The sequence below is a fragment of the Bacillus sp. FJAT-26390 genome, from assembly GCF_001682865.1.
Classification (GTDB): domain Bacteria; phylum Bacillota; class Bacilli; order Paenibacillales; family Paenibacillaceae; genus Pristimantibacillus.
On the sequence record NZ_MAQX01000033.1, the window covers coordinates 170,825 to 189,965 of the forward strand.

The window sequence follows — 19,141 nt, forward strand, 5'->3', positions numbered from 1 at the left end:
TTAATCCGCCTCCTTTTTGGCAAGCACGATCGCTCCAATAAATGCAACCGTCAGCAGGACGGAGAGCAGCTCGAACGGTATGACATAGCCCGTATACAACAGCTCGCCAATCGCCATCGTATTGTCTTCAGGCGCATGGAAGGGCTGCGGCTCGGGAAACGTCGTCGTGCGAATCGCATAAAACAACACGCCGAACAAGCTAAGCGCGCCAACCGCCGCAAGCGTCTCATGCAGCGGCTTCGCAGGCTCGCGCTCCCCAGCCTGATGCTTCGTCATCATAATGCCGAAAATCATCAAGATTGAAACCGCTCCGGCGTAGATCAGCACTTGAACGAACGCAACGAACTCCGCCTCAAGCAGTACAAACATGCCTGCTAAACCAATAAACACAGCCGCCATGGAAATAACCATATGAACGACCTTCTCTAAACTGATCATCAGCACGGCCCCGCATATCATAATCGCCGAGAAGATGAAAAAGGCAACGAACTCGCCTGTAAATGCTATATTGAACAACTATTTGCCGCCCCCTTTGGCCGGCGCCCCGATATTGTTATTATCCTGCCGGGTAAGCGTATTATTGTCTGTCAGCCACTGCGCATCCTTAAACAGATCATCGCGGCTGAAGGATGCCAGTTCAAAATGGTTAGACATTACGATCGCTTCAGTCGGACAAACCTCGGTGCACAGATCGCATAAAATGCAAATTTCAAAATTAATATCAAACGTGTCGATCACTTTGCCTTTTTTTTCGGGATCAGGATTGGGCTTGCCCGTCAGCGTAATGCAATCCGTCGGACAGATGCGCGCGCATTGATTGCAAACGATGCATAGATCCGGAATAAAGTGCTGTATGCCACGGAAACGGTCCGGCATGACAAAGGGCACGTCAGGATAGGCAGTGGTCACTTTTGGAGCCGTCATCGATTTGAGCGTAACGCCGAGTCCCTGCAGCATTCCTTTCATTTCCATCTCCCCTTTGCTAGTTCTTAATAAACAGCTCTAAATAAATGGCCGTCAGAAATACGTTGAGCAGCGATATGGGCAGCAGCACCTTCCAGCCGAGCCCCATGAGCTGATCCACGCGAATGCGCGGCAGCGTTGCGCGAATCCAGAATAGGAAAAACACGATAAACGCAAATTTGAGCAGAAACCAGATGATGCCGGGCACAAAGTCAAGAAATGGCGCGGGCGCATGCCAGCCGCCAAGAAACAGCACTGTGGTTAATGCGGCAATCGCATATACGTACACATATTCCGAAAGCATAAAAAACGCGAAACGGAAGCCGCTGTATTCGACATGATAACCCGCGACAAGCTCGGATTCTGCCTCAGGCAGGTCGAAGGGCGTACGATTGAGCTCTGAGACCGCAGCAATAATGAATATGACGAAGCCGACAATTTGGGGCAGGAAATTCCAGTCCCAGAACCAGCCGCCATCCTGCGCGTCAACAATATCGCGCAAATTCAGGCTGCCGCTGAGCAAAATAACGCCGACTACCGAAATAACAAGCGGTACCTCATAGCTTATCATCTGTGCCGCCGAGCGCATACCCCCAAGTAGGGCATACTTATTATTGGAAGCCCAGCCGCCCAGCACGATCGCAAGCGTCGAGATGCCCGACAATGCTACATAATAGAGTAGGCCGACATTCAAATCCGCGAAATAAAGATTTTGGGTGTAGGGGATTACGGCCAGCACGGAGAAAGCCGGTATGTAAGCCAGTGCAGGCGCGATAATGAACAATACCCGATCAGCCTTGCGCGGTATCGTATCTTCCTTAATCAGCAATTTAAAAATATCGGCTACCGTCTGCAGCAGCCCGAATGGGCCAACACGGTTAGGTCCGATGCGCAGCTGCATCCAGCCGATCACCTTGCGCTCGAAATAAATGGCATAGGTTACGAAGCCAAGCACGATGAATAGAAATACGACCGCCCAAAGAAACAGCACCAGCGCGTTTCCCCACGTCAGCGATTGGTTAAGCCAGGACTGCATCAGCAATCGACCTCCCCGACGACAATATCAATGCCGCCCAGTATCGTAATGAGGTTCGTCATCGTTTCTCCTACGAGCAGCTTCGGCAGTATTTGCAAATTAACGAATGAAGGCCTTCGAAACTTGAGCCGGTAAGGCTCAGCTTTGCCCTTGGATACGATATGGCAGCCGATCTCGCCGCGCGGCGATTCAATTCGCACGTAAACCTCGCCAGCAGGGGGCCGGATTACGCGCGGCACCTTGCCCATCGTCTCCCCATCGCTTGGGAACTGCTCCAACGCCTGCTTTAGAATCCGCAAGCTTTGGCGAATTTCTTCCAGCCGAATGCGGTATCGGTCATAGCAATCACCGACGGTGCCAACCGGCACATCGAATTCAAACTGGCTGTACAAGCTATAAGGCTCAGCCTTGCGAATATCAAAGTCTACTCCGGTGCAGCGCAAATTAGCTCCTGTTAAGCCATAATCGATCGCAGTTGCGGCATCATATTGCCCGATCCCTTTAATGCGGGCAAGGAAAATCTCATTGCCGCTGACCAGCTTATCGTACTCCTCTAGTTTATTCTCCATATAGGGAATAAAGTCGCGCACCTTATCCAGCCATCCTGGCGGCGCATCCCATTTCACGCCACCGACTCTCATATAATTGTATGTTAATCTAGCGCCGCATAGCTCATTGAACAAATCGATTATGATTTCTCTATCGCGGAAGGCGTATAGGAAAGGGCTCATTGCGCCAATATCAAGCAGATAGGTTCCCCACCAGACAAGATGGCTCGCCACGCGCTGCAGCTCCATGACGATTAGCCGAAGATACTCCGCCCGCTGCGGGACGGCAAGGCCCATCATCGTTTCAACCGCATGCACCAGCACGTAATTGTTTGTCATTGCTGAGACGTAATCCATACGGTCCGTATAAGGAATGATTTGCGTAAAATTCAAATTTTCCGCGATCTTCTCGGTGCCCCGGTGCAAATAGCCCATAACAGGCGTCGCCTCGGTAATGACTTCTCCGTCAAGCTTAACGATGATTCGGAATACGCCATGAGTGCTTGGGTGCTGTGGTCCAACATTCAAGAGCAGTTCTTCTGTTCGGATCAAGGGCTGCCTACACCTCCGAGTCTAACGGTTCATAATCTTTGCGCAGCGGATGTCCCACCCAGTCGTCGGGCATCATAATGCGCCGCAAATCGGGATGTCCAGGGAAATCGACGCCAAGCAGATCGTAAATTTCGCGCTCATTCCAATTCGCCGTCGCCCAGACGGGCGTCGCGGAATAGACGGCAGCCGCTTCGCGGTCTGCCTTAATCTTAACGGCGACCTCTCTCCTGCTGCCAAGCGAGAGCATATGATAAACCACTTCCATGTGCGTTTCATAATCGATGCCCGACACATTGCGCAAATAATTAAATTGCAGCTGTACATGCCCCTTTAGCAGCTTAGCCGCCTCGCGCCAATAGGAATTGCTTACGATGATCACCGGCATATCGCCATTTAATTCATTCACATAAGCATCCTCAACCGCTGACACTCCGATTTCCTGCTTCAGCAGCGCTACGATGGCCTCCAGCTCCGGCTGCCGCGGTGAAGGGGGCTTGGGCTCCTCTGGCGCAGCTTCCGCAGCCTCCGCCTCCGCCTTCGCTGCCGCCCTTGCTGCACGCGCCTCAGCAGCTGCTTTCAGCTTTGCCTCTCGCTCAGCATCGACGGGAGGCGAATCTGCGGGCGATTGTTCTTCTTTGTTATTCTGATCCTCACTCATCGACCGGTCACCCGCTTCCCGGTTTTCGCCTCGTACCGAATTTTCTCCTGCAGCTTGTTAATGCCATAGATCAGCGCAGCCGGGTTAGGCGGACAGCCTGGAATGTATACATCAACAGGCACGATCTGGTCGACACCTTTAATGACCGAGTAAGATTTAATATATGGCCCGCCTGCTGTTGCGCATGAGCCCATCGCGATCACCCATTTTGGCTCAGGCATTTGGTCATACAACCTTCTTAAAAGCGGTCCCATCTTCTTCGTGACCGTTCCGGCCACGATCATCACGTCCGACTGGCGCGGCGAAGTACGGAACATAACGCCGAAGCGGTCCAAATCATAATGGGACGCTCCCGTCCCCATCATTTCGATCGCACAGCATGCCAGCCCAAACGTCAGCGGCCATAACGAATTGCTCCTTGCCCATGCTTTTAATTGCTCCAATGTTCCCATAAATACGTTGCGTTCCAGCTCTTTGCGTTCCTCTAGCGAAATTGACTCTAAACTGAATTCCATTTCAGCACCTTCTTTTTCCAGGCATATAGAAGACCAATAAACAGCATTCCCGCAAAAATCAACATTTCGACTAGCACAAATAAGCCGAGCTTATTATATGCAACGGCCCACGGATATAAGAAAACGGTTTCTACATCAAAGATGACAAACATCAACGCAAACAAATAATAACGAATGTTAAAACGGACCTGTCCCTCACCTACCGGCTCATTGCCGCTCTCATAGGTGGTTTGCTTCAGTTCAGTTGGCTTATTCGGTCTAAGCAATCTTCCTACAGTCAGTGCAACAACCGGAAGCAAAATGCCAAGTACGATAAAAATAGCCACGACGACATAGTTATTGGCGTAGTTTTCCACACGATCGCCTCCGTCAATTGAATAGGTACGGACCGCCTGCGCTTGGTCAATTTTCCTCACAATTATAACAAATGCTTCCACACACGTCTATGACGGAGTTACGCCTGTGCAGGCTCCTTCTCAAGCATTTCCCCCGCATCATCAGACGTTTTTTGATTGGCTGCCCCGCCCTTACCTTGCTGCTTCACCTCAGGAAAACGGCCGTCGCTGTTATCGCGCTTCCCCCTAATAATAGCTATGACAAGCAGGAACGTCGGCAGAACAAAACCTTGAAACAGGCTATATGCGGTCCATACGCCCATCGCAAACTCTTTGGCATGAGCTACGTTTCGATAGACGATTAAAGAAAGCGGTACAATTATTACGGCATAAGGCACAACCAATGTCCGGTAGGTAGACAGCTTCAGCATTTGGGCGGTAATCACGGTCAGCACATACACACAAAGCGCCAGTTTCATAAACACCGTTCCGATCCAGACCATCGCTACCAAAATTTCGACCCGCACCAATATTTCCTCGATGTTGATGTTCTTCGCCATATCATACACGGCAAAAGGGCTTCGGCTTGCCTCATCCACCCCCATCACGCCTACTAAAAATACCGTTATGAGAATGCTTATAAACGTAATCAACGCGGCTGAGAGCTTTAATGATTTTCTCAGCTTTTTGCGATCTTTCTCGCGTACAAGCGGAAATATCATCGTTATGAATACAAATTCCCCAATCGGAAATCCCAAAATCGGATAAACGCCCTTGATCGGTCTCTCCCATCCCGCAAATAAGAAAGGCTCAAAGTTATGGAAATCAAATTGATTAAATAAAGAAAAAATAACGATAACAATAACGAGCATACCCCAGCTAAACAAAATTTCTCCCGTTCGCGCAATCGTCTCAATGCCTAAGAAAACACCGTAAATGATCACGATCATAAACGTGCTGTCAATGAACCACTCCGGCGTAAGCGGCAGTACGGAGAGGTTCAAGAAATCAGAAATGTTGCGAAGAACCAGCGCGCTAAGCAGCAGGAAAAAGAAAATATAAAGCAGCGTCACGATCTTCCCCCCCCATACTCCAAGCACCTTTTCCGAGTATTGAGCCAGAGATAATTTAGGAAAACGATCCGCCAGCGCTAAAAGCGCGATCAATACGAAGTAATTGAATGGGCCGGCCAGCAGCATCGATATCCATCCGTCCTGCTTGGCAATGGCTGTTACAGAGGTTGGCAAAATAAGCGCCGCGCTCCCAAGCGCGAATAAAAACAAGATTTTCGCGCATTGGCCGGAAGTGATTTCCGCATTGTTCATGCCAGCGTATTTACTCATCTGTTTTTTATATCCTCCTCAACCCATTTTGTAATTGGCCGTGACATAGGCGTAAAAACAGCCGAAATCCAGTCCGTCGGATTGGGAACCGGAATGCGGAACTGTAGCGCGATAATGAGCAGGGTTCCTATTAATAAAATAAACAGGGCCCAGCCTCTCTCGCGCAAGCGCTGCTTATCGCGATTCCTTTTCCAAATCACTGTGCCTGTAAAGGCCGCCAACAGAACAACTACGATAGGAGCCATCATTGTAATCACTCACTTCACGATAGATTCGCCTCGTATACCCGATCCTTCGATTTCAGTGCTGCAATTCACTTTGCTTTGCACATTCGGAAAAACCGTCTCCCAGTCGCCTTCTATCCGTTTCCAGATGCCGGGCTGATGCAAATAAATCTCTTTTCCCCAACCAATCGCATCAATCTTCAGCTTTTTTTGCAGCTTTACGATTGTCGCCTCCATCTCATCCTTAACGGCTTGACTAGTCATCGCGCCGATTTGCTTCAGCACTTTCTCCTCCGATACATTGATATCCGTGCACATGATCTCTTGTACGCTGCCTGAGATCTTTGCGTTAATGAGAATAACCGGTTCACCCTTCTCGTCTCGTTTGACGTTGAGCTCCGTGGTAACGCCATGAACCTCCACAATCAAGTTCTCCTTCGAATTCGGGCATGCCAGCTTGACGACAGTGCTTTTTACCTTTCCTTGCAGCCAAGACAAACCTCTCGACTCCTTCGGCTTCAAATATTCGACCAGCTTCCCGTTTCGAAATACGGCCATCGTTGAAAGGACGGGACTGGCTTTCGCCGGAATGCTGTTCACATTTTCATTGGAGTGGCCCATTTCCTTCTGGCCTTCGATTCTCATCGATGGCAGCACAGCCTGCTCTTTTCCTTCCCCGTTCAGCCTCGTTAAATCATTGACCTGGACGACATAATTCATGGCATACGCAGATTGATTGGTCTCTACGATCGCGTGAATCTGATTTATGGGAATAGACTCCATTTGGGTCGTTAATTGCAGCAGCTCCTCCGCTTTCACGCCGCGTGTGACGAGCACGTAAATATCAGTACGTATGTCCGGGTTTCGCTCGATCAAATCGACCAAAGGGAATATCCCTTTCCTCGCCATCTTCTCCCCGATGATCAACATTTGCGTATGGGAGAAAAACAGCCTCCTCGACGTTTTCGCCGACATTTTGCGAATCGCTTCAAAAATCGTGTCGCCCGTTTCCGTAAACGTCGTTACAGCGGTCCCCCCAATCCCACCCTTGCTTTCAGCGGCTACATTTTGCGGAAGGACGACTTGGACCGTCAGTCGAAGCTTCTGCTTGCCGCTGGGATCCTCATCCACGCCCAAAGCCAGCACGACCCCAAGCTTGTCCAAATAACGCAAATCCCAGCAGCCGCTTAGCAGGATCAGCATGCAAGCCGTCCATAGCAGCACCGATTTGCGGCATGCCCGAATGACTAAGCGCACGCGCTTGTCGCTTTTTCCACCGCTCATTGCCCTGGCTCCTTCCTATGCTCTGGATGCACTTCTTGCCTCACGACATTTTCGGTGGCCAGCTTTTGGGGGCGGTCACGCATCTTCCAAAGAGGGGCGCGAATAAGCGTATCCTTCATATCCCTTGGGAACATCGGAGCAAATGGCTTGATATAAGGCATGCCAAATGACCTGAGATTACTAAGGTGCAGGATAAGAATCAGCACAACTAAGCCAATGCCATAAAAGCCCAGCGTCGAAGCGGCGAGCAGAAGGAAAAATCGCAGCAGCCGAGCGGAGATGCCAAGGCTGTAGGATGGCGATACGAAGCTCGCAATGGCGGTAAATGAAACGACGATTACGACTGCCGGCGATACGATGCCTGCCTCCACCACCGATTGACCGATAACGAGACCGCCTACGATTGAGATGGTATTCCCCGCGGCGCTCGGCATTCGAACGACGGCTTCCCGCAAAATTTCGAATACCAATTCCATAATAAAAGCTTCCAAATAGGCAGGAAACGGTACGCCCTCCCTCTGTGCCGCCAGCTTGAGCAGCAGCTGCGTCGGTATCATTTCCTGATGGTAGCCGACGATAGCCACATAAATGGATGGCATGAGCAGCGCAATCAGAAATGAAACAAAACGAAGCATGCGCAAAAAAGTAGCAATATCATACCTTTGGTAATAATCCTCTGAGGCTTGAAAAAACATGTTTAGTATGGCAGGTACAATGAGAACAAACGGGGTGCCATCTACCAAAATAGCAATACGTCCTTCAAGCAGATTTCCCGCTACCGCATCCGGCCGCTCGACGCTCAGAACCGTTGGAAATGGCGTCCACATTTGATCCGTTATCAGCTCCTCGATATAGCCGGATTCTAAGATGCCGTCTATGTGGATCGCCTTTAACCGTTCTCTTAAATCCTTGAGCACATTTTCATCCGCCAAACCTTTGACGTACATAATTGAAACAGGAGTTTGCGAAACCTCTCCAATCGTCCACTGCTCCATCCAAAGCTTTGGGCTACGTATTTTCCTGCGAATCATAGACGAATTAATCCGGATGGATTCCGTAAAGCCTTCCCTAGGACCGCGAATAGCCATTTCCGTTTTGGGCTCTTCTACGCCGCGCCTGGCTCCGCCCACTACGTTTGTCCCGATCGCATGGCTGGCGCCTTCTATCATAATGATGCAATAGCCCATGAACAGCTTTTGGAACAGCATCTTCCAATCGCAGATATCGTTCACGATGCCCGTCTCCAGCTGGCTGCTCTTCATATGCTCTAACAGCTCTTTTGGCGGCATGATCTCTTCATCTGGAAATTTAACGCGGTGCATAGGCTGAATAACAAACTCGTTCATGCGCTCGTCATCTACCATCCCCTGCACATAAACGATAAGCGCCTTCGTTTGATTGACATCCTTTAGCTGCAGCTCGCGGAAAATAATGTCCTGACTCTCCCCCAGCTCACGTTTGATTGCCTCCGAATTCTGTTCCAGCGAAGTGAAAAGAGGCTTGTCCGAGAACGCATCCAGCTGCTCTTGCTCATGCTTCTCAGCCCGTGCTAATTTCTTATTGGCTTTCTTGCTAGCTTTGCCTCTGCCGCCCATAAACGAACCGGACATCTGCCCCTCTCCTTTCCTGTTCAAGCATTCGTTTCTGTCTTAGGATAACTATTCCATGGCATAATTATGTACTCCGGCATAAATGGTTAGCATTGCTCTAAGACAAAACAGGCACGTTTTGATTAATCCGAGCACGACAAAAAGAGCCGCAGCGCCGTTGCTAGAACGGCCTCCTGCGACTCCCTTTTTGGTACTTTTATCGAATACGTGATTCTGTCAGCTTAAACTGTCCGACGAGCTGCTGCAAAAATGTCGTAATCGACTCCACGCTTTGCGACGTTTGCCGAACATTCATCATTTCGTAAATGAGCTCCTGTACCTTGCTCTCCACGTCAGATGACACCTTGCGGTTCTCTCTGCTTACGAGAGCGATTTTTTCCATGAGCTGCACGACCTCATCGACAACCTGCGTTTTGCGCAAATCCTCGGCATGCGCCGCTGCAAGCGTAGTCGCGGCAGCCGCAACAAGCTGATTGCCTTCCTCTACGACTCTTGTTCCCTCGTCCATAGAAGCGTAGGCTTGCTTCGCTTCGTCATAGATATGCCGGGTAATCGCATGAACCTCTTCCGTCGATTTCTTGGTCATGTCCGCAAGCTTGCGTATTTCCGATGCAACAACAGCAAAACCTCTGCCTTGCTCGCCTACTCTAGCAGCCTCGATCGAAGCATTTAGCGCGAGCAAATTCGTTTGGGCTGATATTTCTTCAATCACCTGCAGAACGCCTTGAATCTCCTGTACGGTATCCATAAACCTGTGTATGGTATGGTTCGTTTCGCCAACCTTAGCCGAAATATGATGCATCTTGTCGCCAATCCGGTCGACCTCGGTTTTAGCTACCGCAATTTGCTCGGCAGCCTGCTCCTCGATCTGCCTTAGGGTAGCCTGCATATCGCCAGCCGCATCCTTAGCCGTATCGATATCCTTGAGCTGCTGCCTGATGCTTCCGATCATATCCGTTACTTTGCCGCTGACCCTCTCCGTAGAGGCTGACGTGACCGCCGCCGATTCGTTAAGCACATGCTGGCTGGATAACACATCCGCGGAGGTAAGCCTGACCTGAAGCATAATGCCTTCCAAGGAATCGATCATATTGTTAATCCACTTGGCCAGTTCCTTCGATTCGTCGTTATCAAACTCGCTAAGCGGCAGCCGCTGCGTCAAATCACCCTTGCCCTCAGCGTTTATGCGAATAAATCGGTTAATTTTTTGCAAATGCGATACGACTCTCGTAGATTCCCTCTTCTGAAAAATACCGCTGAACAATAAACCGAATATGAGATTGAAAAAGCCTGCCGCCGCCGCCGTTAGCTGAACCGGCGCACTATCAGCCATTAAGACAACGAGCAATGTCGTTAGCACACTCAAGCTAATAACCGATATAAGCTGAAGCTTCCGCTGCCTCCATCCCACGCTGCGTATGCGGTATACCTCTTCTAAGTCGCCTTCGCACATCATCCCCCATCGATCCGGACAATGCGGAAGCTGAAAGGTCACGCCTTTGCCGATTACAGAAATATGCCGGTAGTCGGAATAACCCGGAAATTCAACGAATAGATTGCTTCCATTGCGGATCGTATTCGCTACGCCTGGATGCAGCTGGCCAGTAGCCGGATCGGTAAACATTATTTCAAGCTCGGTGTGTTCTTTGATGGATACCGTGCCCCAGTCCGTTGTCACGCCATCCTTCAAGTTTTCCCCGTGCGTAAATGTCCGGTCCTCAAAGCGGCTGCGGGAAAGCGCAGTTCCTGGCGCAATATGTTTATTCAAGCCGGCTTTTGCCATAAATAGATAATTGTCGCCCGAATCCGGATACACATGCCCCGATTCGCGTTGAATCAAATCGCCCAAGACATCGTTTGGCACTCTGCCGCACAGCGTCCCAGCAAAGCTGCCGTTTACCGTTAGCGGGAGCATGAACATTAGCGTCATTTTGTCATGAAAAGCGGACGAACGCGCTCCTAGCTTAAGCGTAATCGGATCACTATAAGGGCCGTATAAGCAGCTCCGCAGGCTGCTCGCTTGTTTGGTATAGGCAAGACCCATTTGCAGGCTGCTGTCCGCCTCATAAGCCGTTCCTACGTGCGCTGCATACGTTGAGTATGCGACCGTTTGTTTGTCATCCAGCAAAAACAACTCCGTAAAATCAATTGCGCGCGCGTATGTTTTTTCAAATAATCGTTCTATTTGTGACTGTACAGTAGAAGTAGGAGAACTCTCGCTTTGACTGAGCGCCTCTGTCATTTGGTCGCTAAGCCGCTCTAAATGAATCCAATAATCCGTTGCCCATGAGGTCAGAAGCTCCTTACGCGTCTCTGCAATACCCTCAAAGCATTGTTCAACATCCGTCTTCAACTCTTTGTTCAAGTTCCATGACACCCAGAGCGGAAACCCTACCTTCACACCCAACCAGTCAAACATAGCGCTCTCCTCCTGCAACTCTATCTCTTCTAATGTTAACTATATTAACATATATTTTTGGAGAAAACATACATATTATTTGATTTTTCGTCGAAATATAGCTTTTTTTGCGAAATGTAACACCAAAACCGCCTCAAAACACGAATATTAAACAAACCTGACATCGTTTTATATAATAATTTCCAAATCCTCCGTAAAAATCTAACATAATAAAAAAAGCACCGCCGCGCCTATACGGCGCTAACGGTGCTTTTTGGGATAAATCTTATTTATGCTTAATGTTCAGACGATTCATAGCACGCTGCAAAGCAAGCTCTGCGCGGCGGAAATCGACCTGATCTTGCTTAGCGGCAAGACGCTGCTGGGCACGCTGTTTAGCGGCTTCAGCACGTTCAATGTTAATATCGGTTGCAAGCTCAGCGCTCTCTGCAAGAATAACGATCTTATCCTTGCGTACTTCGATAAAGCCTCCGTTAACCGCTACAACATCAACCGAATTGCCACGTTTGATGGTGACAGGCGCGATACGAAGCGGCGTTACGAGCGGAATGTGGTTTGGCAATATGCCAAGCTCACCTTCAACACCAGATACGCTTACCATATTCGCAGTTTCTGCATACACCTTGCGTTCAGGTGTTACGATCTCTACCAAAAACGAACTCATGTGGATTCCTCCCGCCTTTCGCTATTAAAGCGTTTTGGCTTTCTCCACGGCTTCTTCAATCACACCAACGTATCGGAAAGATTCTTCCGGAAGGTCGTCATGTTTGCCCTCGAGAATTTCTTTAAAGCTGCGAACGGATTCTTTAACAGGTACATATTTACCTTTGATACCTGTGAACGGCTCAGCAACGTGGAACGGTTGAGATAGGAAGAGTTGAATTTTACGTGCGCGAGACACGGTCAATTTATCTTCTTCGCTTAGCTCGTCCATACCAAGGATTGCGATAATATCTTGAAGCTCTTTGTAGCGTTGAAGAATTTTCTTAACGCCTTGAGCCACGTTGTAGTGCTCTTCACCCAAAACAGATGGGCTAAGGATACGGGAAGACGAAGCGAGTGGATCAACCGCTGGGAAAATACCCATTTCGGAGATTTTACGCTCAAGGTTCGTCGTTGCATCCAAGTGGGCAAATGTCGTTGCTGGAGCCGGATCCGTATAGTCATCGGCAGGTACGTAGATCGCTTGGATCGAAGTAACCGAACCTTTTTTCGTAGACGTGATACGCTCTTGCAATTGACCCATTTCAGTTGCCAGCGTTGGCTGGTAACCTACCGCGGAAGGCATACGGCCTAGAAGGGCCGAAACCTCGGAGCCTGCTTGCGTGAAACGGAAGATGTTATCGACGAACAATAGTACGTCTTTGCCTTCTTCGTCACGGAAATATTCAGCCATTGTCAGACCAGTCAAAGCAACGCGTTGACGTGCGCCTGGCGGCTCATTCATTTGTCCGAATACCATCGCTGTTTTGCTAAGTACGCCGGAGTCTTTCATCTCGTGGTAAAGGTCATTACCTTCACGAGTACGCTCACCAACACCCGCGAATACGGAGATACCGCCGTGCTCTTGTGCGATGTTGTTGATAAGCTCTTGAATCGTAACCGTTTTACCTACGCCCGCGCCGCCGAAGAGGCCGATTTTACCGCCTTTTGCGTATGGAGCGAGAAGGTCGATTACTTTAATGCCTGTTTCAAGAATTTCCGCTTGCGTGGACAATTGGTCGAAAGCAGGTGCTTCGCGGTGAATTGGAAGGTTGATTGGCGATGTAACAACGCCAGCTTCGTCAATTGGCTCACCAAGTACGTTGAATACACGGCCAAGTGTTGGAGCGCCAACCGGAATAGTAATTGGTGCGCCTGTATCAACAGCGATCATACCGCGTACAAGACCGTCTGTTGTACTCATAGCTACGGCACGTACCTTATTGTCACCGAGGTGAACAGCTACTTCAAGCGTCAAGTTAATATCAATGCCGCCTGCTTCGCCCTTTTGCTCGATTTTGACAGCGTTCAAAATTTCCGGCAAATTGCCGCGTTCGAACTCTAAGTCTACGACCGGACCCATGACGGATACTACGTGTCCTTTTTTCATGGTTTTCCCTCCTGGTTCCTTCTTGTTACCGCAAGCCGGTTCACTTATCACAAGCGCCTAGCTCTTGCAGTGTATCGATTACGATTGAGCATTTGCCCCTGCAACGATCTCAGAAATTTCCTGCGTAATCGCTGCTTGACGCGCTCTGTTGTAAGTGAGCGTCAATTGGTTGATGATCTTCGTTGCATTTTTCGTTGCGCTTCCCATGGCAGTCATACGAGCGCCGAACTCACTTGCTTTACCGTCAAGAACTGCGCTGTAGATAAGCGTTTCGGCATATTTAGGCAGCAGCACTTCAAGTACGCCCTCTGGAGACGGCTCGTATTCATACGAGGTGACAGCTGTGTTTCCGCCCACTTCTTCAAGCGGCAGCAAACGTACATCTGTCGGTATTTGCGTAATCGCGTTAACGAATTCGTTATAGTACAAGTAAAGCTCGTCATAAGCGCCTTCCGAGAAATTCTTAACCGCGGAATAAGCGACCGATTTGATGTCAGCGAAAGAAGGAGCATCTGGCAAGCCAGTCACTTCCTCTACGATTGGCATGTTGCGGCGGCGGAAATAATCGCGGCCCTTACGGCCGATAACGAATAGCACGTATTCATCTGTCGACTTATGCTTTTCACGAATGGTTTGCGTTACTTTACGAAGAATATTCGCATTGTAGCCGCCTGCAAGACCACGATCGGAAGTAATAACGAGATAACCCGTTTTCTTTACCGGACGCGTTTCCAGCATCGGATGCTTCACATCCTTGGTGCCGGCTGCGATGCTTGCCACAACTTCCTTCAGCTTCTCAGCATATGGACGTGCTGCTTGCGCGGCTTCCTGTGCTTTTCTTAGGCGGGAAGCGGCAACCATCTCCATCGCTTTCGTAATCTGCTTCGTATTTTGTTTGCTCTTGATTTCGCGTTTAATATCGCGCATACCTTTTGCCATTTGGTTTCACCCGCCTTTGTTGCTTTGGAGCTGCTCCAAAGCCTGGTGTTGGTGGAGTAAGCGGTCTAAGCCCGGACAACATGAACGGGCGAAGACCTTTATTGAAAGATGAAGAGATTTATGCCGTTACAGCGAAGCTCTTCTTGAATTTATTGATAGCGTCAACGAGAGCTTTCTCGTTGTCAGCAACGATGTCTTTTGTATCGCGAATCGATTGACCGATTTCTGGGCTGTTCGAATCCAAATACGCGTGGAACTCTTTCTCGAAACGAAGGATGTCGCCAACCGGAATCTCATCCAAGTGACCTTTAACAGCGGAGTAGATCGAGATAACTTGCTTCTCAACCGGCATCGGCTTGTTAACGTCTTGTTTAAGAATTTCCATCGTACGAGCACCGCGGTTAAGGCGGGCAAGCGTCGATTTGTCAAGGTCGGATCCGAATTGCGAGAACGCTTGAAGCTCGCGGTAAGCCGCAAGGTCAAGACGAAGCGTACCAGCTACCTTCTTCATCGCTTTAATTTGTGCGGAACCACCTACACGGGATACAGAGATACCAACGTTAACCGCTGGACGTTGACCCGAATAGAATAGATCTGCTTCAAGGAAGATTTGACCGTCAGTGATCGAGATAACATTCGTAGGAATGTATGCCGATACGTCGGATGCTTGCGTCTCAATGAATGGCAATGCCGTCATTGAACCGCCGCCTCTTGCGTCGCTAAGTTTTGCAGCGCGCTCAAGCAAACGGGAGTGAAGATAGAATACGTCACCTGGGTAAGCCTCACGACCCGGTGGACGGCGAAGCAAGAGTGAAAGCTCACGATAAGCTGCCGCTTGTTTCGATAGATCATCATAAATAACGAGAACGTGCTCGCCTTTGTACATGAAGTACTCACCCATCGTACAGCCCGCATAAGGAGCTAGGAAGAGAAGTGGAGCTGGCTCAGAAGCACCTGCAGTAACGATGATTGTGTACTCAAGCGCGCCGTGGCGACGAAGAGTTTCAACTACGTTAGCAACAGTGGATTGTTTTTGACCAACGGCAACATAGATACATTTTACGCCGTTGCCTTTTTGGTTGATGATTGCATCGATAGCAATCGCTGTTTTACCCGTTTGACGGTCACCGATGATAAGCTCACGTTGTCCGCGGCCTACTGGTACCATCGCGTCGATTGCTTTAATTCCCGTTTGCATGGGCTCATGAACCGATTTACGGTCGATAACGCCCGGCGCTGGAGATTCAATCGCACGGAATTGAGTGGTATTGATTGGTCCTTTGCCGTCAAGCGGCTGACCAAGCGGGTTTACTACGCGGCCAAGAAGCTCTTCGCCGACAGGTACTTCCATGATACGGCCTGTACGTTTAACTTGATCGCCTTCACGGATATCCGTGTATTGTCCAAGAATAACGACACCGACATTGCTTTCTTCCAAGTTCAAAGCCATACCGACAACACCGTTGGAGAATTCGAGCAGTTCGCCCTGCATCGCATTTTCCAAGCCGTGTACGCGGGCGATACCGTCACCGACATTGATTACGGTGCCGACGTCTACGACTTGAATTTCGGATTTATATTGTTCGATCTGTTGTTTAATCAGCGTGCTGATTTCATCAGGTCTGATACTCAATTCGTTCACCCCTATCTACAGTGCATTAGATTTTAAACGATTTTTGTAAACGTTCCAGCTTGCCGGACAGGCTGCCATCGTATAGACGGTCACCGATGCGCACTTGTACGCCGCCGAGCAAAGCAGGCTCTACCACTTGCTGTGCAATAATAGTTTTGCCGGTCAATTGTCCGAACTGCGCCGCTACACCGGCAAGCTCGTCATCAGACAAAGCTTTGGCGGAGTAAACCGTCGCATGCGCTTGACCAAGCGAATCTCCCGCAACCTTGGTGTATGCTGCATATACATCAGCAATAACATCCTGGCGGCGACGAGTGATTAGAATTTGTACAGTATTGAAAACGAGCGCAGATACACGATCGCCGAATGCTGCTTTTAGAACCGCAATTTTGCTTTCTGGATCAATGCTTGGAAGTGATAGAAACTTTTGAACGTCAGCGTCCTGCTCAAGAGCTTGCACGATCAGCTTAAGCTGCTCTTCTACCTCTGAAACAACCTGCTGCTTCTCAGCAACCTCGAACAGTGCTTTAGCGTAGCGCTTCGCTACGACTGCATCGCGGCTCATTTATTTCCAACTTCTTTCAAATATTGACCAACCAGCTGCTCTTGCGATTTTTCATCCACTTGCTTCTCGATAATTTTCGACGCGATTTTCACGGAAATGCCGCCAACTTCTGTACGAAGCGCTGCAATTGCTTTGTTTTTCTCGCTTTCGATATCTTTGAGAGCATCGTCTTTCAGACGGGATGCTTCCGATTTTGCAGTTTGAACGATCTCTTCCGCTTGCTTAGAGCTCGTAGTTCTCGATTGCTCGATAATTTCGTAAGCTTCCTTGCGAGCTTGCTGGAGTGCAGCCTTTTGCTCTTCCATTTGCTGCTCGGCTGCTTTACGACTGCTTTCTGCTGTATTCATTTGTTCAAGCACAAGCTGTCTGCGCTTCTCCATTACTTCAAACAATGGACCAAACGCATACTTGCTCAACAGCCAGTACAGCACACCAAACGCGATCATCGCGATTACTGTCGATTCCCAATGCCATGCCATAGATGCCACTCCTTTCTCACCACAATATTGTCTTAATCATAACGAAGGCGAAGAGGGCTAGGCCTTCCCCGCCAGTTGCAGTTATTAAGCTTGGAAGAAAGCCAAGAAACCGATAACTACGCCGATGATAGGCACAACTTCGACGATACCTACACCGATAAACATTGTTGTTTGAAGCTTGCCTTGAAGCTCAGGCTGACGAGCGATACCTTCAACTGTTTTACTAACGATCATACCGTTACCTACGCCTGCGCCAACTGCACCCAAACCTACTGCCAAAGCTGCTGCTAATAATTCCATTTTTAAAATCCTCCTCGAAAATTGTTGTTTTTTTGTATAACCAACCGCGGTATTTCTTAAATAAACCGAGGCATAAAGCGTAAATTAATGTTCCTCATCGTGGATGGCAGCTTGCGAAATATATACCATCGTTAGAATCGTGAACAAGAAAGCTTGAATACCGCCGACAAAAAGACTGAAGCCCTGCCATGCGACTAGGAACGGCGTACCATACCAGCCAAGCATCAGGATCGTTGCAATAAGCACCTCACCTGCAAAGATGTTGGCGAACAACCGGAGCGCAAGCGTAACCGGCTTCGAGATTGTCTCAATAATGTTAACAGGGAAGAAAATTGGAAACGGATGGAAATAATGTTTCAGGTAGTGCTTTCTATTCTGCTTCAGACCAAGGAAATGGACGATTACGAATACGATAAGCGCAAGACCGGCTGTTACCGAAAGATCGGCAGTCGGAGATTTCCACCACGCAAGTTCAACATGTCCATGCTTCTCTTCCAACAACTCGTGCGTAACACCGATATTCTCGTTTACGCTAGTCGCTTCGGTAACAATACCAAATGGCAATCCCAACAAGTTGGAGACGAAGATGAACATAATGAGCGTCATCCCTAAAGAGATGAAGGGTCTGACTCGGTTTGCCGGCATTGTGCTGGAAATGAAGTTGTGTACGAAATCAACGACCCATTCCAAAAAGTTCTGCATCTTCGAAGGGTTGTCCACCGAAAGGTTGCGAACAGCCAGCTTAGCGATCAGAAACGTCACAATGACTGAAACCACAATTGCTACTAAGGTCGAAATATCAATATTAAACGGCCCCAGTGGCATCACCGGAAATTCATGCATCTAAAATTTTCACCCCTTTCCGCTAAGATTGTCGTTTATTGTGGATAAAAGCTGTTACCAAAAGAACAAACGGCATGACCATGCAGCCAGCTAAAGCGGCCGGCATGCTGAGATCCTCCGGAAAACGATAGGCGATCATGGCTACCAGCAGCACGGTCGCGATGCGGTTTCCAAGACCTAGACCTCTCTTACGCGGTCCTACCCCCGCTGCTCCTAGGGTGACCATTTCCACTCGGCGTCTCAGTAAAAACGCATTCATGGAACCTGCTGCCAATCCAACTAGAAGGCCGAGAGACACAGTACGCCATTCCGGAAGGAAAGCCCATACAATTAGGCATACCGCCATTGCATAAACAAGCGTACGTAAGGCTGTCTTCATAATGTTATCCATCGGGTTCCTCCATAACCTTCTTAACAAGCAGAATGGCTGAGAGTAGACCGACAGCCAGACCGACCAGTATGCCACCGAGCGACCATCCCTTCACGTCACCAAAACGGTTCCCGAGGGACGAGCCGATCCAATAGCCTAAAAAGATACATGCAGCGACTTGCACTCCGAGTGCGCCGACTAGGCCGGCTGCAAACAGCGGATTGTCCCTTCTGCCCTTTTTATTCATGGATCATACCCCTGTCAATCCTCATTTATTTTATCCAAGCGGCGACACGTTTGTCAATTGAATTAACTGCAAACATTTAGTGAAAAGATGCCCCAAAACCCTTGATACATAAGGTATTGCGACCCCCGAAAACCGTACAGTACTACTGTATGCTGTACATTCGCCTATCAGGCTATCGCCGCTGGT

At 49.2% G+C, this 19,141-nt stretch carries 22 protein-coding genes; all 22 read right to left on the reverse strand.

Annotated elements, in window-relative coordinates; genetic code table 11:
• Positions 1-516, reverse strand: coding sequence for an NADH-quinone oxidoreductase subunit J (locus tag A7975_RS25030; RefSeq protein ID WP_053373772.1), 516 nt, complete (start codon positions 514-516; stop codon positions 1-3).
• Complete coding sequence (gene nuoI, locus A7975_RS25035) at positions 517-966, reverse strand: NADH-quinone oxidoreductase subunit NuoI (RefSeq protein WP_065386957.1); 450 nt, start codon at positions 964-966, stop codon at positions 517-519.
• Between the two features lie 16 nt (positions 967-982).
• Positions 983-1,999, reverse strand: a complete 1,017-nt coding sequence (nuoH, locus tag A7975_RS25040) for an NADH-quinone oxidoreductase subunit NuoH (RefSeq protein WP_053373770.1) — start codon at positions 1,997-1,999, stop codon at positions 983-985.
• Positions 1,999-3,099 carry an NADH-quinone oxidoreductase subunit D gene (locus A7975_RS25045; protein WP_053373769.1) on the reverse strand — a complete coding sequence of 367 codons (1,101 nt, stop codon included), beginning with the start codon at positions 3,097-3,099 and terminating at the stop codon, positions 1,999-2,001. Before A7975_RS25045 ends, nuoH begins: the two co-directional genes overlap by 1 nt.
• A 7-nt stretch (positions 3,100-3,106) precedes the next feature.
• Positions 3,107-3,757, reverse strand: a complete 651-nt coding sequence (locus tag A7975_RS25050; protein ID WP_082198446.1) for an NADH-quinone oxidoreductase subunit C — start codon at positions 3,755-3,757, stop codon at positions 3,107-3,109.
• Positions 3,754-4,272: a NuoB/complex I 20 kDa subunit family protein gene (locus tag A7975_RS25055; RefSeq protein WP_053373768.1), complete on the reverse strand. Its 519-nt coding sequence runs from the start codon at positions 4,270-4,272 to the stop codon at positions 3,754-3,756. Before A7975_RS25055 ends, A7975_RS25050 begins: the two co-directional genes overlap by 4 nt.
• Positions 4,257-4,628: an NADH-quinone oxidoreductase subunit A gene (locus A7975_RS25060; RefSeq protein ID WP_053377574.1), complete on the reverse strand. Its 372-nt coding sequence runs from the start codon at positions 4,626-4,628 to the stop codon at positions 4,257-4,259. Before A7975_RS25060 ends, A7975_RS25055 begins: the two co-directional genes overlap by 16 nt.
• 98 nt (positions 4,629-4,726) lie before the next feature.
• Positions 4,727-5,950 (reverse strand): GerAB/ArcD/ProY family transporter, encoded by a 1,224-nt coding sequence (locus tag A7975_RS25065; protein WP_065386958.1) that lies wholly within the window; start codon positions 5,948-5,950, stop codon positions 4,727-4,729.
• Positions 5,947-6,198 (reverse strand): hypothetical protein, encoded by a 252-nt coding sequence (locus A7975_RS25070; protein WP_053373766.1) that lies wholly within the window; start codon positions 6,196-6,198, stop codon positions 5,947-5,949. The genes A7975_RS25065 and A7975_RS25070 overlap by 4 nt, the downstream gene beginning before the upstream one ends.
• 9 nt (positions 6,199-6,207) lie before the next feature.
• Positions 6,208-7,458, reverse strand: coding sequence for a Ger(x)C family spore germination protein (locus A7975_RS25075; protein ID WP_053373765.1), 1,251 nt, complete (start codon positions 7,456-7,458; stop codon positions 6,208-6,210).
• Positions 7,455-9,068: a spore germination protein gene (locus tag A7975_RS25080; protein WP_082198447.1), complete on the reverse strand. Its 1,614-nt coding sequence runs from the start codon at positions 9,066-9,068 to the stop codon at positions 7,455-7,457. Before A7975_RS25080 ends, A7975_RS25075 begins: the two co-directional genes overlap by 4 nt.
• A 196-nt stretch (positions 9,069-9,264) precedes the next feature.
• Positions 9,265-11,487: a methyl-accepting chemotaxis protein gene (locus tag A7975_RS25085; protein ID WP_065386959.1), complete on the reverse strand. Its 2,223-nt coding sequence runs from the start codon at positions 11,485-11,487 to the stop codon at positions 9,265-9,267.
• Positions 11,488-11,752: 265 nt separating this feature from the next.
• Positions 11,753-12,151 carry a F0F1 ATP synthase subunit epsilon gene (locus A7975_RS25090; RefSeq protein WP_053373763.1) on the reverse strand — a complete coding sequence of 133 codons (399 nt, stop codon included), beginning with the start codon at positions 12,149-12,151 and terminating at the stop codon, positions 11,753-11,755.
• 24 nt (positions 12,152-12,175) lie between these two features.
• Complete coding sequence (atpD, locus tag A7975_RS25095) at positions 12,176-13,579, reverse strand: F0F1 ATP synthase subunit beta (RefSeq protein ID WP_065386960.1); 1,404 nt, start codon at positions 13,577-13,579, stop codon at positions 12,176-12,178.
• A 78-nt stretch (positions 13,580-13,657) separates the two neighbouring features.
• Entirely contained in the window at positions 13,658-14,518 is an 861-nt protein-coding gene (gene atpG, locus A7975_RS25100) for an ATP synthase F1 subunit gamma (protein WP_053373761.1), read from the reverse strand.
• A 118-nt stretch (positions 14,519-14,636) separates the two neighbouring features.
• Positions 14,637-16,151 (reverse strand): F0F1 ATP synthase subunit alpha, encoded by a 1,515-nt coding sequence (gene atpA / locus A7975_RS25105; RefSeq protein WP_053373760.1) that lies wholly within the window; start codon positions 16,149-16,151, stop codon positions 14,637-14,639.
• Positions 16,152-16,176: 25 nt separating this feature from the next.
• Positions 16,177-16,716 carry a F0F1 ATP synthase subunit delta gene (locus tag A7975_RS25110; protein WP_053373759.1) on the reverse strand — a complete coding sequence of 180 codons (540 nt, stop codon included), beginning with the start codon at positions 16,714-16,716 and terminating at the stop codon, positions 16,177-16,179.
• Positions 16,713-17,195 carry a F0F1 ATP synthase subunit B gene (atpF, locus tag A7975_RS25115; protein ID WP_053373758.1) on the reverse strand — a complete coding sequence of 161 codons (483 nt, stop codon included), beginning with the start codon at positions 17,193-17,195 and terminating at the stop codon, positions 16,713-16,715. Before atpF ends, A7975_RS25110 begins: the two co-directional genes overlap by 4 nt.
• A gap of 84 nt (positions 17,196-17,279) precedes the next feature.
• The gene (atpE, locus tag A7975_RS25120) at positions 17,280-17,495 is read right to left on the reverse strand and encodes a F0F1 ATP synthase subunit C (protein ID WP_053373757.1); all 216 of its coding nucleotides are present in this window, start codon (positions 17,493-17,495) and stop codon (positions 17,280-17,282) included.
• A gap of 84 nt (positions 17,496-17,579) precedes the next feature.
• Entirely contained in the window at positions 17,580-18,338 is a 759-nt protein-coding gene (atpB, locus tag A7975_RS25125) for a F0F1 ATP synthase subunit A (protein WP_053373756.1), read from the reverse strand.
• 22 nt (positions 18,339-18,360) lie between these two features.
• Entirely contained in the window at positions 18,361-18,729 is a 369-nt protein-coding gene (locus A7975_RS25130; protein WP_053373755.1) for an ATP synthase subunit I, read from the reverse strand.
• On the reverse strand, positions 18,722-18,955 hold the full coding sequence (locus A7975_RS25135) for an AtpZ/AtpI family protein (RefSeq protein WP_053373754.1): 234 nt from the start codon (positions 18,953-18,955) through the stop codon (positions 18,722-18,724). The genes A7975_RS25130 and A7975_RS25135 overlap by 8 nt, the downstream gene beginning before the upstream one ends.
• Between the last annotated feature and the right edge of the window lie 186 nt (positions 18,956-19,141).

What these genes read in the sequence shown, in the direction of transcription:
- A7975_RS25065 (WP_065386958.1), bottom strand. Translation starts at nt 5,950, where the DNA reads ATGAGTAAATACGCTGGCATGAACAATGCGGAAATCACTTCCGGCCAA.
- atpD (WP_065386960.1), bottom strand. Translation starts at nt 13,579, where the DNA reads ATGAAAAAAGGACACGTAGTATCCGTCATGGGTCCGGTCGTAGACTTA.
- nuoH (WP_053373770.1), bottom strand. Translation starts at nt 1,999, where the DNA reads ATGCAGTCCTGGCTTAACCAATCGCTGACGTGGGGAAACGCGCTGGTG.
- A7975_RS25055 (WP_053373768.1), bottom strand. Translation starts at nt 4,272, where the DNA reads ATGGAATTCAGTTTAGAGTCAATTTCGCTAGAGGAACGCAAAGAGCTG.
- A7975_RS25080 (WP_082198447.1), bottom strand. Translation starts at nt 9,068, where the DNA reads ATGTCCGGTTCGTTTATGGGCGGCAGAGGCAAAGCTAGCAAGAAAGCC.
- A7975_RS25070 (WP_053373766.1), bottom strand. Translation starts at nt 6,198, where the DNA reads ATGATGGCTCCTATCGTAGTTGTTCTGTTGGCGGCCTTTACAGGCACA.
- A7975_RS25085 (WP_065386959.1), bottom strand. Translation starts at nt 11,487, where the DNA reads ATGTTTGACTGGTTGGGTGTGAAGGTAGGGTTTCCGCTCTGGGTGTCA.
- A7975_RS25075 (WP_053373765.1), bottom strand. Translation starts at nt 7,458, where the DNA reads ATGAGCGGTGGAAAAAGCGACAAGCGCGTGCGCTTAGTCATTCGGGCA.
- atpG (WP_053373761.1), bottom strand. Translation starts at nt 14,518, where the DNA reads ATGGCAAAAGGTATGCGCGATATTAAACGCGAAATCAAGAGCAAACAA.
- atpB (WP_053373756.1), bottom strand. Translation starts at nt 18,338, where the DNA reads ATGCATGAATTTCCGGTGATGCCACTGGGGCCGTTTAATATTGATATT.
- A7975_RS25130 (WP_053373755.1), bottom strand. Translation starts at nt 18,729, where the DNA reads ATGGATAACATTATGAAGACAGCCTTACGTACGCTTGTTTATGCAATG.
- A7975_RS25050 (WP_082198446.1), bottom strand. Translation starts at nt 3,757, where the DNA reads ATGAGTGAGGATCAGAATAACAAAGAAGAACAATCGCCCGCAGATTCG.
- A7975_RS25135 (WP_053373754.1), bottom strand. Translation starts at nt 18,955, where the DNA reads ATGAATAAAAAGGGCAGAAGGGACAATCCGCTGTTTGCAGCCGGCCTA.
- A7975_RS25090 (WP_053373763.1), bottom strand. Translation starts at nt 12,151, where the DNA reads ATGAGTTCGTTTTTGGTAGAGATCGTAACACCTGAACGCAAGGTGTAT.
- nuoI (WP_065386957.1), bottom strand. Translation starts at nt 966, where the DNA reads ATGAAAGGAATGCTGCAGGGACTCGGCGTTACGCTCAAATCGATGACG.
- atpE (WP_053373757.1), bottom strand. Translation starts at nt 17,495, where the DNA reads ATGGAATTATTAGCAGCAGCTTTGGCAGTAGGTTTGGGTGCAGTTGGC.
- atpF (WP_053373758.1), bottom strand. Translation starts at nt 17,195, where the DNA reads ATGGCATGGCATTGGGAATCGACAGTAATCGCGATGATCGCGTTTGGT.
- A7975_RS25110 (WP_053373759.1), bottom strand. Translation starts at nt 16,716, where the DNA reads ATGAGCCGCGATGCAGTCGTAGCGAAGCGCTACGCTAAAGCACTGTTC.